This window comes from Saccharopolyspora soli (genome assembly GCF_022678645.1).
Lineage (GTDB): Bacteria > Actinomycetota > Actinomycetes > Mycobacteriales > Pseudonocardiaceae > Saccharopolyspora > Saccharopolyspora soli.
This window is the reverse complement of the sequence record NZ_JALBWV010000077.1, coordinates 1-13,105: the sequence shown is the minus strand read 5'-3', so window position 1 is coordinate 13,105 and position 13,105 is coordinate 1. Positions and strand designations below refer to the sequence as shown.

Annotated in this window: 14 protein-coding genes; 2 read left to right on the top strand and 12 right to left on the bottom strand. The window is 70.5% G+C overall.

Annotation, left to right across the window (positions count from 1 at the left end; all coding sequences use genetic code 11):
• Positions 1–94: 94 nt before the first annotated feature.
• A complete protein-coding gene (locus MOQ72_RS37630; protein ID WP_242190701.1) occupies positions 95–1,672 on the bottom strand; it encodes a glycerol-3-phosphate dehydrogenase/oxidase in 1,578 nt (525 codons plus the stop codon).
• Complete coding sequence (locus MOQ72_RS37625) at positions 1,669–2,370, bottom strand: TetR/AcrR family transcriptional regulator (RefSeq protein ID WP_242190700.1); 702 nt, start codon at positions 2,368–2,370, stop codon at positions 1,669–1,671. Before MOQ72_RS37625 ends, MOQ72_RS37630 begins: the two co-directional genes overlap by 4 nt.
• A 16-nt stretch (positions 2,371–2,386) precedes the next feature.
• Here MOQ72_RS37625 and MOQ72_RS37620 point away from each other — a divergent pair, with 16 nt between their 5' ends.
• On the top strand, positions 2,387–4,030 hold the full coding sequence (locus MOQ72_RS37620) for an FAD-binding oxidoreductase (protein ID WP_242190699.1): 1,644 nt from the start codon (positions 2,387–2,389) through the stop codon (positions 4,028–4,030).
• Between the two features lie 204 nt (positions 4,031–4,234).
• Here MOQ72_RS37620 and MOQ72_RS37615 read toward each other — a convergent pair whose 3' ends face one another.
• The gene (locus MOQ72_RS37615; protein WP_242190698.1) at positions 4,235–4,831 is read right to left on the bottom strand and encodes a TetR/AcrR family transcriptional regulator; all 597 of its coding nucleotides are present in this window, start codon (positions 4,829–4,831) and stop codon (positions 4,235–4,237) included.
• Positions 4,832–4,890: 59 nt separating this feature from the next.
• Here MOQ72_RS37615 and MOQ72_RS37610 point away from each other — a divergent pair, with 59 nt between their 5' ends.
• Complete coding sequence (locus tag MOQ72_RS37610; protein ID WP_242190697.1) at positions 4,891–5,607, top strand: SDR family oxidoreductase; 717 nt, start codon at positions 4,891–4,893, stop codon at positions 5,605–5,607.
• 92 nt (positions 5,608–5,699) lie between these two features.
• On the opposite strand, the gene MOQ72_RS37605 is transcribed toward MOQ72_RS37610, so the two are convergent.
• The 9 genes from MOQ72_RS37605 to MOQ72_RS37565 form a co-directional block, all read right to left on the bottom strand.
• A complete protein-coding gene (locus tag MOQ72_RS37605; RefSeq protein ID WP_242190696.1) occupies positions 5,700–5,924 on the bottom strand; it encodes a hypothetical protein in 225 nt (74 codons plus the stop codon).
• A 177-nt stretch (positions 5,925–6,101) separates the two neighbouring features.
• Entirely contained in the window at positions 6,102–6,650 is a 549-nt protein-coding gene (locus MOQ72_RS37600) for a GrpB family protein (protein ID WP_242190695.1), read from the bottom strand.
• Between the two features lie 37 nt (positions 6,651–6,687).
• The gene (locus MOQ72_RS37595; protein ID WP_242190694.1) at positions 6,688–7,080 is read right to left on the bottom strand and encodes a hypothetical protein; all 393 of its coding nucleotides are present in this window, start codon (positions 7,078–7,080) and stop codon (positions 6,688–6,690) included.
• The gene (locus MOQ72_RS37590; RefSeq protein WP_242190693.1) at positions 7,073–9,892 is read right to left on the bottom strand and encodes an FtsK/SpoIIIE domain-containing protein; all 2,820 of its coding nucleotides are present in this window, start codon (positions 9,890–9,892) and stop codon (positions 7,073–7,075) included. Before MOQ72_RS37590 ends, MOQ72_RS37595 begins: the two co-directional genes overlap by 8 nt.
• 135 nt (positions 9,893–10,027) lie before the next feature.
• Positions 10,028–10,279 carry a hypothetical protein gene (locus tag MOQ72_RS37585; RefSeq protein ID WP_242190692.1) on the bottom strand — a complete coding sequence of 84 codons (252 nt, stop codon included), beginning with the start codon at positions 10,277–10,279 and terminating at the stop codon, positions 10,028–10,030.
• Positions 10,280–10,283: 4 nt separating this feature from the next.
• Complete coding sequence (locus MOQ72_RS37580; protein ID WP_242190691.1) at positions 10,284–10,544, bottom strand: hypothetical protein; 261 nt, start codon at positions 10,542–10,544, stop codon at positions 10,284–10,286.
• Between the two features lie 216 nt (positions 10,545–10,760).
• On the bottom strand, positions 10,761–11,609 hold the full coding sequence (locus tag MOQ72_RS37575; protein ID WP_242190690.1) for a hypothetical protein: 849 nt from the start codon (positions 11,607–11,609) through the stop codon (positions 10,761–10,763).
• A gap of 104 nt (positions 11,610–11,713) precedes the next feature.
• Entirely contained in the window at positions 11,714–12,142 is a 429-nt protein-coding gene (locus MOQ72_RS37570; RefSeq protein WP_242190689.1) for a PRC-barrel domain-containing protein, read from the bottom strand.
• Positions 12,143–12,243: 101 nt separating this feature from the next.
• Positions 12,244–13,105, bottom strand: an 862-nt coding sequence (locus tag MOQ72_RS37565; protein WP_242190688.1) for an alpha/beta hydrolase, incomplete at its 5' end; no start/stop codon positions are given.

Genomic DNA, 13,105 nt, shown 5'->3' with positions numbered 1-13,105 from the left:
GACGCGACCGAGCAGTTGCGGCCCCGGACACCGGCCCCCGGCCGGTCACCGGGGCCGATCCGTATCCGGATCCACTCACCGCTCGAATGGGGCGTCACCCGGCCGAGACGCCGTGCAGGGCGCGTTCCACGAGGTCCTCGACCGCCGAGCGGGCCGATTCGCGGTCCGCGGTGTTCAGCCCGATGCGACTGCGCCGGTCCAGGACGTCGTCGGCGTCCAGCGCGCCCTCGTGCCGCACCGCCCACAGCACCTCCGCGGCGGTGAGCCGCAGGCCCGGCGCGACCGGTTCCGCCAGGTCCGGGTCCAGCTCGGCCAACGCCGCGACGCGCGCTGCCTCGGTGCCGTACTTCGCGACCAGTCGCGCCGCTGCCTCGATGTCGGGCAGGTGGCGTCGCGGCGCCGCCCCGACCAGGGCGATGGCCGCGGTGCGCGACGGCCCGGCGGAGAGCCCACCAGCGCCGACCGCCGCATCAACCGCGTCGGCGGCCATCTTCCGGTAGGTGGTGAGCTTCCCGCCGACCACGGTCACCACGCCATCCGGTGAGGTCAGCACGGCATGCCTGCGGGAGAGGTCGGCCGACTGCTTGCGCCGCGGCTGCTCCAGCAGCGGGCGCAGTCCGGCGAACGAACCGAGCACGTGCTCGCGCCCCAACGGCTGCCCGAGCAGATCGCGAACCGCCGCCAGCAGGAAGTCCACATCGGACTGCGGGACCTCCGGGACGGCCGGGATCGGGCCGGGCACCGGCTCGTCGGTCAACCCGAGCAGGGCGTGGCCGTCAGGCTGCGGCAGGAGCAGCAGGAACCGGCCCGCGCCACCCGGCATCGGCGCGATCAGCGCGGTTCCGGCGATCCCGGCGGCATCCGCGTCGACCACCAGGTGCGAGCCGCGCGACGGTCGCAGCCGGACATCCGGTGCCAGCTCCCCGGCCCAGACACCGGTCGCGTTCACCACCGACCGAGCCCGGATCCGCAGCGGAGCGCCGCTGAGCTGGTCGACCGCGTCGGCCCCATCGCCGTCGAGCCGCTGCACGCGCAGCCGGGTGAGGATGCGCGCACCGAAGCCAGCGGCGGTGCGCGCGAGCGCGACGACCAGGCGTGCGTCGTCGACGAGCTGGCCGTCGAAGCCGAGCAGGCCGCCGCGCAGCTGGGCGGAGCGCAGGCCCGGAACGAGTGCGAGCGCCTCCGCGGCGGGGATCCGCCGGGGAGGCGGGAGCACGTCCGACGGCGTGCGAGCGGCTCGGCGCAGCGCGTCGCCCGCGCGGAGCCCGGCGGCGAGCAGCAGCTCGGAGCGGCGCGACACGCTGCTGTGCAGCGGGATGAGCTGCGGGAGCGTCCGCACGAGGTGCGGCGCGGTGCGCGTCATCAGCACGTGGCGTTCGGCGGCGCTTTCGTGGGCCAGGGTGACGTCGCCGTGGGCCAGGTACCGGAGTCCGCCGTGCACCAGCTTGCTGGACCAGCGCGAGGTTCCCCAGGCGAGGTCTTCGGCTTCGACGAGTGCGACGGACAGGCCGCGGGCTGCCGCGTCGAGGGCCACCCCGGTGCCGGTGACCCCGCCGCCGACCACCAGCAGATCCACCTGCTCTTCGGCCACTGCGGACAGATCGGCGGCTCGGCGCGCGGCGTTCAGCGAGGTGGCGCGCAGCGAACCGGCGGGCAACGGCGTGGTGATCATCGGAACTCCGGGCGGATCGGTGTGGTACCAGCGGGCGTCCCAGGATTGCGGAGGTCGGCATCGGAGACCTCCGGGCGCAGGGCCGCGTCGAGCAGCCGGGCGAGTTCGGCGGTCAGGGCCGCCGGGTCGATGCCGCTGGCGGCCGGGCCGGTGGAGATGACGAACGACTGCACCAGCAGCAGTAGGGCGCGCGCCTGGACAGCGGAGTCGGCACGGCGGATCGACCCGTCCGCGTGCCCCTGCACGAGGTATTCGCGGAGGAAGCCCTCGGCGACGAGTTGGGTGCTGCCGAGCCGATCGACCAGGTAAGGCAGCAGGAGTTCGGCATCGGTCTCCAGGACCCGCTGCAACAGCGGTGCCGATTGCAGCAGCCGAACGCCGTGCACCGTCGCGGTGACCAGGCGGTGCCGTGCGGTGCCGGTGGTGTGCTCGGCGCTGGCCAGTTGCAGGATCTCCCGGAACTCCACTGTCATTAACGCGGTGACCAGGCTGTCGACGTCGGGGAACCGCCGGTACAGCGTCATCCGGCTGACCCCGGCGCGGCGGGCGATGTCGGTCAACGTGGTGCGCCGGACGCCGTTGGCGAGCACGCACTCCCGCGCCGCGCGCAGCAGGTCGGCCTCACCGACCCGGTTCGGTGCCGCGCGGACCTCGCGCTCGGTGCTGTGACACTGCGAGCTGTGACATTGCGACGCCACATGTAACACTGTACTGGTGAGCGGCCTGATCGAACACACCCTCCGCGGCAGCTGGACCCCATCGGGTGCGGCGGCTGCGCCGTTGTCCGCAGCCGCGCTGCGCTGGCTGCGGCAACGCATCGGGCTGGCGGAGACCGCGACTCCAGCGGTGCCCGCCTCGCTGCTCGACGTCCCCGAAAGCGCCTTGCCCGAGGCGGCCCGCGCCGAACTCGCGGCGCTGATCGGCGAGCAGCACGTGCTGACCGACGAGGTCGCGCGGCTCGGCCGGGCCGGTGGGCTGTCCTACTCCGACCTCCTCCGGCGACGCGACGGTACTCGGTTCGCGGTTCCCGACGCGGTGCTGCTGCCTGCGGATCCCGTTCTGGTGCAAGGGGTTCTGGAGATCTGCGGCCGGTACGACATCGCCGTCGTCCCGTTCGGCGGCGGCACTTCGGTGGTCGGCGGTGTCGATGCGCAGCGCGGCGACAAGGCCGCGGTGGTCGCGCTGGACCTGGCCCGGCTGGACCGGGTGGTCTCGCTCGACCCCGGCTCGCGGATCGTGGTGGTGCAGGCCGGAATGCGTGCGGTGGACGCGGAAGCAACGCTGGGCGCGCACGGATTCACGCTGGGCCACTTCCCGCAGTCGTTCGAGCGGGCCACCATCGGCGGATTCGCCGCGACCCGGTCGGCCGGTCAGGCATCGGCGGGTTACGGCCGATTCGAGGAGATGGTGCAGGGCATCCGGCTGGCGACCCCGGTCGGCGAGTGGCGGCTCGGGGTGGCACCGGCTTCGGCGGCCGGTCCCGATCTGCGCCAGCTCGTGATCGGCAGCGAGGGCGCGCTCGGCGTGATCACCGAGGTGGCCCTGCGAGTTCGGCCCGCGCCGGTTCGGAGCCGGTACGAGGCGCTGGTGCTGGACGGCTGGCAGGCCGGGGTGGACGCGGTGCGCACCCTCGCGCAGGAGCGCGTGCTGGCCGAGGTGACCCGGTTGTCCGATGTGGACGAAACCGAGGTGCAGTTCGAGCTCTCCGGCGGGGTCAAGGCTCGCGGGTTGAAGACCCTCTTGCGGGGCAAGGGAATCCGGCAGCCCTGCCTGTTGGTGCTCGGTTGGGACGCCGGTTCGCGCGCTGAGCTGAAGCAGCGGCGTGCCGCGACCTTGCACGCGTTGCGCGACGTCCGCACGGTGCGCCTCGGCCGTCCAGTCGGCGAATCCTGGCGAGCGCATCGGTTCTCCGGGCCGCGGCAGCGGGACGCCCTGCTGGACCGCGGTGTGTGCGTCGAGACGCTGGAGACCGCGACGCACTGGAGCGGGCTCAGCGAACTGCGCTCCGCCGTGCGGACGGCACTGGTGCGGAACTTGCAGGTCAACGGTAGGTCGCCGATCGTGATGTGCCACCTTTCGCACGCCTACGAGACGGGTGCGTCGCTGTACTTCACGGTGCTGGCGGCGCGCGACGCCGAGGATCCCCTCGGGCAGTGGCAGCGTGCGAAAACGGCCGCATCGGAGGCCATCGCCGGACGCGGCACGATCACCCACCACCACGCGATCGGCGCCGATCACCTGCCGTGGCTGAGCGAGGAGATCGGCGACATCGGCGAGGCGGTGCTGGCGGCGGCGAAGAAGGCCGTCGATCCGGCGGGCATCCTCAACCCCGGCAAGCTCATCCGGCCAACGCGCTGACCGCGCGGTACCGGTAGCCGAGCCCTTGAGCGCGCGCTCGTTGTCCGCATCGACCATCAGCGTCACCGCGCCATCCCAGGCGAGTTCCCCGGTCAGGAACACGCAGAGCACTGTGGACAGTCGCATGCCGCGGTGGATCGCCACGTTCGCCACCCGTACCGGCGCGCAGCGCAAGGTCAAGGACGCGCCCTGGCACTTGCAGGCTTACAGGCTGCTGCCGCTCGGCTCGGTAAGGACGGCGATCAGCTCGTCGGCCAGTCGGTCGTCGAGAGTTCCCGCGGCGGCGAGGACTCGGTACCAGAGGGTGCCGAAGACGATGTCGGTGATGGTCTCCGGGGAGACGCCCGGCGGCAGGTCGCCGCGCTGCTGAGCGCGATCGAGGATCGCGCCGAGCGCGTCCCGGCGCCGTTGCAGGAACTCGGTCCGGAACCGCTCGCCGAACTCGGCGTTGATCTGCGCCTCGGCCATCAGCGCCCGCAGCATCGCCATGACCCGCGGTTCTCGGCCGAGCGCGTACGTGGCGGTGAGGAACGCGCGGAGGTCGGCGGCGAAGTCGCCCTCGTCCGGGATCGGGATGTGCAGGTCGGCCTTGGTGGCCGCGGCGTCGAGCAGCACGTCGGCCTTCGATGGCCACCAGCGGTAGATCGTCTGCTTCCCCGTACCGGAGCGCTTCGCGATGCCCTCGATCGTCAGACCTGCGTAACCGATCTCGGCGACGAGTTCGATGGTCGCGGCCAGGATCGCCGCCTTGCTCTGCTCGCTCCGCTTGCGGCCGGGACGTGTGACGGATGGCTCGTTCATCACCGACGATGCTAGCCTAGAATAAATACGAGACGTACCGGTTCGAAATGGAGACTGAAATGGGAAACACCGCATTGGTCGTCGGCGGTACCTCGGGCATCGGGCTGGCGACTGCCCGCCGACTGCGCGGCCGCGGCGCGAGCGTCCACGTGGTCGGCCGCGACAAGGCGAAACTCGACGACATCGCGGTAAGCGACCCGGAACTGGTCGGACACCGGGCGGACGGCGGGAACCGGGAGGAGATCGCCGCCGTGGTCGAGGCGGTCGGCGCGATCGACTGGCTGGTCATCGCGCTCAGCGGTGCTGAAGGCGTCGGTCCGCTCGCCGACCTGGATCTGGCGACGCTGCGCCGGGCCTTCGACGCGAAGCTCTGGGGGCACCTGACCACCCTCCAGGCGACGCTGCCGAACCTCGCGCCATCCGGCTCGATCACGCTGCTCAGCGCGATCACGGCGCGTGCGAGCATGCCCGGCACGGCTGGCATCGCCGCGCTCAACGGCGCGGTGGAGGCGCTGGTCAAGCCGCTGGCCGTGGAGCTCGGACCGATCCGTGTCAACGCGGTCTCGCCGGGCGTCGTCGACACGCCGTGGTGGAGCGGCCTGCCGGAGAACGCCCGCGCGGCGTACTTCGCCCAGGCCGCGCAGGCCCTGCCCGTCGGTAGGGTCGCGGCGGCCGACGACGTCGCCGAGGCGGTGGTCCTGGCGGCCACCAACCCGAACATCACTGGAACGGTCATCGAAGCCGACGGCGGCGCCCGCCTGGTCTCGATGTCCTGACCGGCTGTCACTGATGAGCGCTTCGGGTTGCGACAGCCGCCCGAAGCGCTCACGGGTTTCCGCCCACCGGCTCGGGGTGCCCGCCGTGGACGTCAATGCTCGGCTCCGACCCGATGCCTGAACTCCGATACCACCAGGCCGACGACGATGAACGCAGCCGCCACGAAGGACAGTGCGGTCGGGGAGAACTGGAGGGGCGCGGCGCCGATGACACCGGCCCGCGACACCGCGAGGTACGTGGCGGAAGCGTTGAGCGAGACGACGAACGACGCCGCCAATCGCGCGGCCTCGATCAGCCGGTGCCGTTGAGGCGGCATGGTCGGAGTGGAACGGCTGGTCGCCGTCTCCGGGGTCGGCCGCGCCTCGTTCTACAGCTAGTGCTCCTGATCGACACCAGCCAACGTCACCGCATTGCGCGAGCGCACCGCCGACCCTGCCAAGCGCGACACGGCGATCGCCAAGTCCCTGCTGGACTCCTGGCCCGGCGCTGGAACCTACTGGTCGAATGGCCTGGAAATGATCTCCTCGACGACCGATGACTTGGCATCGGCGTACTCCTGGACGTAAGTCCACTTCCGGGCCGCCAGTTCGCGCTTCACGCGCGAGTAGCGGTCGCGCTCGTCGGGGTGCGTGCGGAGGTGATCCCGAAACGACAGCATGCGGTCGACCTCGGGACACCCATCGCTGAAGATGTGCAGATTCACCACCGGGCTCCGCCGCTTGAGCAACCGGTGCTCAAGCCATTCGGGTTCCCGGACGTGCAACGCGTAACCGGCGGCCTCGAGGTCTGACACGTACGCGGCCTCGTGCGCCGAATCGGCGACGACTAGCAAGATGTCGAGGATCGGTTTGGCGGCAAGTCCGGGCACCGAGGTCGATCCGGCGTGCTCGACCTGCTGCGCGCGGGAGCCGAGAGCGGCGCGGATTCGTTCCGCCTCGCGCTCGTACTGCGCTGCCCATGCGGGGTCGTATTCGACGAGCGTGATCGATCTGTCGGCGCGATCTGGGCCCCGGATGTAGTCGGGCTCGGGGACGTTGTTCATGACATCGCATTGTCCGAGGCCATGCCGCCCAACAACTTCAAGACTCCTTCTTGCGGCGGGGGCGGAGGTTTGCGGTGAAGCGCCGCTTCTCCAGGGCGTCGTGCAGCGCCAGGTAGGCGCTCTGGACTTCGCGGCGGGACTCCTCCGGCGTCGCTGGTGGCGCGGCGCGGTCCGGTTCAGGCATGCCCTTGACCCGCATCCACCGCTCATCCCACAGCGCCTCCATCGCGGCCTTCCACCGCTTGCGCACGTCCTCGCGGACCTGCTCGCGCCGCTCGTCGGCCGCCTCCCGGCGCTTGCGCCCCGCTGCGACCGCTTCGCCGAGCTCGCCAGCTCGCTCCCGCTCATGGCGGCGCAGCTGCTGCGCGGCGGTGGTGGCCAGTGCGGTGATCTCCTTGTACCGGACCGATGCCGGAACCTGCTCAGTCACCGGCTTCCTCCCGGATCTCCTCGTCCAGCGGGTCCGCCGACCCCTGGGCCGGTACTGCTGGTGCGGTCTGCTCGCCGAGGTCGAATGGCAGGATCACCTCGGGCCGGGAGTGCACCGCACGGTCGAAGAACAGGCCGCGGCGCGCTCGCGGCGACCAGTTGACCAGCTGTCCGGCCGCGAACACGGCCAACTCCTGGCCGTGCACGTCGAAGGCGACCCAGGCGCCGATGTCGTCCACCGGGCCCATGCCGAGGGTGTTCTTCACCCGCTGCGCGCTGCGCCACCAGCCGATCACGTGCACCCGCAACTCCGGGCCCTGCTTGAGGATCTTCCGCAGGTGGTCCAACCCGCTGACCCGAGTCGTCGGATCCTTGCGCTCCAAGGTGGTGTGCGCCGCGTCGGCGGCGTAGAGCACCAGGCAGTGCGGCACATCCGAACCGGACCGCTGGTCGATCATCTCCGCCAGCGCGGCCAGCGCCGACTCGATGCCGTCCAGACCGATCAGGTCGACGTCGTGCCCGTCGCCGCGCAACGCCTCGACGATGCCCTTGACGTCGTCGTCCACGTCGTCCAGCAGCCCGGCGATGGTGAACTTGATGCTGCCCGGAACGTACTGGCGGGCAAGGGAAAGCGTCGCCGCGCCCAGCACGCTGGTCGCATCCACCCGCACCGAACCGATCACCGCGAGGTTGCGCCCCGGTGATCGGGCGAGTTGCACCGCCGCGGCCGTGCCGTTGACGTCGATGATCTGCCCGAGCAGGACCTTCGGCGTCGCCACCGGCGCGCGCAGCCGCGCGTAATCATCCAGTGTGGACAGCTGCGGCAGGTTGGAACCGTCGAACAGCCTCGGCGGCTCCGCGGACTCGCTCCGCTGCTTCCAGAGCTCCAACTGCAGCGCGTCGAAGGTGTTCTTGGCGGTCGCGTCCGCAATCCGCGCGATCTCGTTGCCGTGCTTGACACCCGACTCGTGGTTGATGACCGCGTGCCAGCGCGGGAGCTCCAACGCCGCGAGGTTCTGATCGGCCAGCACCCGCCGCGCCTTGGGCAGCGCGATCCGCAGGATGAACTGCTCGAAGATCGCGGGTTTGCCCCAGAAAGCCTCGATCCCGGACACGTCCTGGCTGGCCAGCACCAGGTGGATGCCCTGCGAACGGCCGCGCCGCGCGACGTCCTCCAACAGCGTGGCGGCCTGCGCGGTCACCGGGTCGCGCTCGGCGAAGAGGTATTGGAACTCGTCGATCACGGCGACGATCCGCGGCCAGCGGCCGGTCGGGTCCTCGGCGCGCAGTTCCTCCAGCTTGGTGACCTCGTACTGCTTGGCGACCGCCGCCCGCTCCCGCATCTCCTCGGCCAGGAAACGCAGCAGCGCCAAGCCGAATTCGCGGTCGGTGTTGACGTTCACCCCGACCAGTTGGGCGTGCGGCAACCAGCTCGGATCCCGGCGGCCCGGCGTGAACTGGGCGAACGACACGCCTTCCTTGAAGTCCAGCAGGTACAGCTCCAGCTCGTCGGGCGAGTAGCGGGCCGCGAGCCCGCCGAGCATGCCGTAGAGGAAGTTCGTCTTGCCCGAACCGCTTGGCCCGCCGATCAGGGTGTGCGGACTGCCGTCGCCGAGCGTGATCCACACCGGCTCGCCCTCGCTGAACCCGACCGGCGCCTGCAACCCGGACGTCGAACGATGCGTCCAGAACTGGTCGGGCACCAGGTCGTCGAAGGTCCGCACCCGCGCCCGCCGGGCGAGGAACGCTTCGGCGATCGCCGAGCACGCCTTGGTGACCTCGTTGCGCGACGGCGATTCGTCCAGCTGCACCACGGCTTCCTGGCCGGTCATGCTGGTGCGCGCCCGGTCGCCGCCGAGCAGGCTGATGGACTCGATCGCGCTGTTCACGGTCAACGACAGGTCCACGACGATCAGCTGGATGCCGCAGGCCAGGCCGTTGCGCGCGATTCGCTGCAATTGTTGTTGCTGGTCCTCGCGCAGGGGTTCGCCGTTGCCGAACAGCACCGCGATGCGCCACGGCTCCGAGCGGTGCCCGGTCTCCGCGGCCAGCGACCGCAGCGAGGTGTGGCCGCCGAGCAGCGCACTGGTGTGGATCCGCCGGATGTGGTCGGAGAGCGTTTCGAGCATCTCGTCCAGCCGGGTCGGGTCGTGCGCGGTCAGCAGGCCCGCGCGGGTCAGCGGGTACAGGCCGGGCAGGGTTCCGGTCAGCTGCGCGACATCCCAGACGTGGATGCGCACCAAGCCGGGCTGGAAGTGGCTGAGCAGCCGCAACAGCAGGTTCTGCACCACGGTTTCGGCGGCTTCGGGGTTCTTGTCGGTGGTGATCCGCAGGTGCGACTCGTCCAGCAGCGGGATCGCGGCCGGGAACGGTTGCGGATCCGGTGCGTCCGCAACGGTCGCGGTGCCGATCCGCCACAGCTCCGGCGGCGGCGCGACGGCTTCTCGGGTGCCGATCTGGCCGAGCCATTCCGGCCACGGCTCTCCGGCGGTGCCGGGCGCTGCGGCGGTCACGAGCTCGGTGAGCTGTTCGGGACCCTCGGTCCACGCCGCGTAGATCTCGGCCCGGTCCTGCAACGCTTCTCGCATCGCGGCCTGGAATTCGGGGTTGTCCGGATCGGCGATCTCCGCCGGATCGCGCTCCGCGGCGGCCACCCCGACCTGCGCGATGCGCAGCGCGAACTCCTGCTGCGCGCATTCGGTGAGAACGCGAGCGTGCTCGTTCTCGGCTGCGCCGAGCGCGGTGGCGATGCTGGTGCGCAGGCGCTCGAAGGCTGCTTCGACCCGACTCCGCCGTTCGTTGCGTTTACCCACACCGCACCTCGGAACCCGTGTTACTGACCGTGATCAAAATACCACCCGGCGATACCCCGGGCAGGCCCGCCGCGTACCGATGCACGAGGCCGAATACGGCGCGGTTGAGCGCCGAACGCCGATTCGCCGGTCGTCCTACAGTCGAGTGGCGAAGTCGCGCACCGTGTTGAGAACGTGCTCGATCATCCCCTGCGTTCGCTCGATCTGGTCATCTGCGCGGCGCAGGCCCGGCGGGACCACGGTTTCCGGGTGCTCCGGGTCGAGTTTCACCAGCGCCTGCTCCGCTTCGGCCAGCGCCGCGCGGCTGGTGGTGAGGTGGACACCCGCTTCCTCCAGGTGTTCCGCCACGAGTTGCAGCGCTTGGATGAGTTCGTCGAGTGCCGACACGGCGCTACAGCCGTCCCGCGTAGCCCTCGGTGGAGGTGATCGTGGCGTTGAGCGTGCCCTGCACGCCGCTGATCGTCTGCATCACCTCGGCGAGCATGCCGTGCGCGTGTTGCATCTCTTCCTGGGTGCTGCCCTGGGTGGCGGTGACCAGAGCGGCCTGGGCCTCTTCCAGCACGAGGTGGGTCTGCTGCAGGGCGGCGATGCCTTCCTGCATCTTCTGGTTGGCCAACGAAATGCCTGCGCGAACTTCTTCCACGCCTGCCATCTGGTTTCCGGTCCTCCGAGGTGCATGACGCTGTAACGGCCCACAAGTTAGCGCTCTGCGCGGCCGGGGTCGCAGCCAGGTCGGCGGAGTTGATCACGGTTCGATCGCGGTGCGTGACGACCTGCGGAATTGATCACTCGGCAGGGCAAAAGTCGAGGTTAATCCGGGTTTGGCGGGTGCCGTTCCCCGGCGGGATCGGCATCGCCCCAGGTGCGGTCAGCCGCGTCCTGCGGTGTCCACTGTGGATTTCTGGGCGCTGGGCTCGTCGGGTTCCGCGTCGACCGCCGAGACCTCGATGCTCGCGACCCCGGAGGGCGGTAGCGGCGCGACCGACCACCGGGCGACGGCGCGCTGCTCGTCGACCTGCAGCCGGGACCAACCGTTGCCGCCGAGGGTGGTCACCGCGCCGAGCACGATCTCGGCCAGGTCGCCGAGCGCCGGTCCGAGGTCCATCGCCACCTGCACCAACGGTGGGTCGACGGTGTACTCCAGGACCGTGGCGGTGGGCGACAGTCGGCTGGCCACCGCCCGCGCTGGCCACTCCGCGCCTGCTCGGCGCTCGGTGACGACGTCCACCCGCAGCCGCAGGCGCGGCCGCGGGTTGCCCTGCTCGTCGAAATCGCTGATGCGCGGCGCGACCGGCTCGGGCGGCTCGTCGGGATCCGCGTCGGATCGGCCGAGCAGGAGCGAACCTCCAGCCCACACCTCGACCAGCAGGCGCTCCCCGCCATCGACCAGATCGCCCACCAGATCCGGGTGGTCCACCACGGTCCACGCGGTCGGCGGCTCGCAGGACACCCGGTGCCGGGCGTAGTCGGGGCCCAACTCGCGGAGGAAATTGCGCACCGCGCGGGACAGCCCGGCGACATGTTGCCCGCTTTCCGGACAGGCCCGGCTGATCGTGACCGACCAGCAGCCGGGCTCCTCGTCGGAGCAGTCCCCGGACGCCACGATCCGGCCGCCGATGCGTTGCACCAGGCCACGGCATGCGGCGCGCGCCGACCGCTCGTCGTCGGCCCCGACGACAACGGTGATCAGCAGTTCGAGCTCGGTGTTCTCAGCCATCGCGGGAGGATTGTCCCGCATGATCCCGCGGAGTCGAACGGATGATCAGGTGAAGTCGCCGAGCGGGCTGCCGGTGGTCCGGACAGCGACCCGCTCGTCCGGCGTCAGGATTCGTCGCCGGGCTCGGTTTCGGTGGGTCGCCCGCCCTGGTCCAGGCCGTAGTAGTGGTAGAGATCGCGGCCTTCCTCATCGGACAGGTGGCCGTGCTCGGCCTCGATGCGCGGCGCGTTCTTCACCCGGTCCTTGGAGACGTCCAAGTCGAGGCGGTTCTCGGCGGTGGCCGCGCCGGTGAGCGGGACGAACGTCTCCCGGACGCCCAGCACGCCGATCCGGACGGTCACCCACTCCGGCTGGTGCGTCGTGTCGTCGACGTAGACGTTGCCGACCCGGCCGATCCGGTTGCCGTTGCGGTCGAACACCGGAGTGCCGATCAGGTCCTGCGCGCGCTCGACGTCCATGGCCAACCTCGCTCGGTCCGCACCCACCCCGGTGGCGCTGTGCCGCCGGAGGCCGACGTCCGTCGGCCTCCTCAAGCTGCCCGCGGTAGGTCTGACCTGCAACTGCGCAAGCGACACGCCTCACCCAAACAGGTAATGATCGAGATTTTTGCGCGCTAGCTATTAACAGTGGTTGGTCAGGTGTTGAGTTCTCGGGCGATGAAAGTGAGCACGTCGGCCATCACCTCGGCCTTGTTGGTCTCGTTGAACAACTCGTGCCGACCGCCTGGGTAGATGTGCTCGTGGAACTCGTTGCCGCGGATGCGATCGATGCCGGTTCGGGTGTCCGCCTCCGGCACCAGCTCGTCGTCCTCGCCGTGCACCCAGAGGGTCGGTTTGTCCAGCGTCGGCCCTTCGTTGATGGCCAGCAGGCAGTCGTCGATCGCCTGCAGCGTGGCGCGCTTGAACGGGCCGTGCCAGACCAGCGGGTCGGCGAGGTATGCCGCGCCGACCTCGGGATCGCGGGACAGCGTGCCCGGATCGATGGGTGTGTCCGGGATTTCGTCGTGTTCCAGCAGGTCGAGCACGTGCCAGGTGCCCAGCACCGGCGCGGAGAGCACGACCGCCGCCAGGTGCTGCTGGTGCTCTTGGGCGTAGCGAGCGGCGAGCATGCCGCCCATCGAGTGGCCGATGAGGACGACCGGCAGTTCGGGGTGCTCGGCGGCGACCTCCCGGCGGAGGCTCTCCAGATCGGCCACGATCGTCTCGGCGTCCTCGAAGTACACCCGTTCGCCGGGTGAACGGCCGTGTCCCAGGTGATCCGGCGCGTACACCAGGGCGCGGGCGCCGACCAACTGCTCGGCGACCCACTGGTACCGCCCGGAGTGCTCGCCGTACCCGTGCGCGATCAGCGCGATCCAACCGGGGTTGGCGCCCGACCACGCCCGCACCGCCAGCTTTCCGGAATGTCCGGTGACCTCTCGATCCGTTGCCTCGATCATCTCGCCACCCCAGCACACCCGATCCAGCCGAGCCAGCATTTCGAAACAAGAGCGAAGG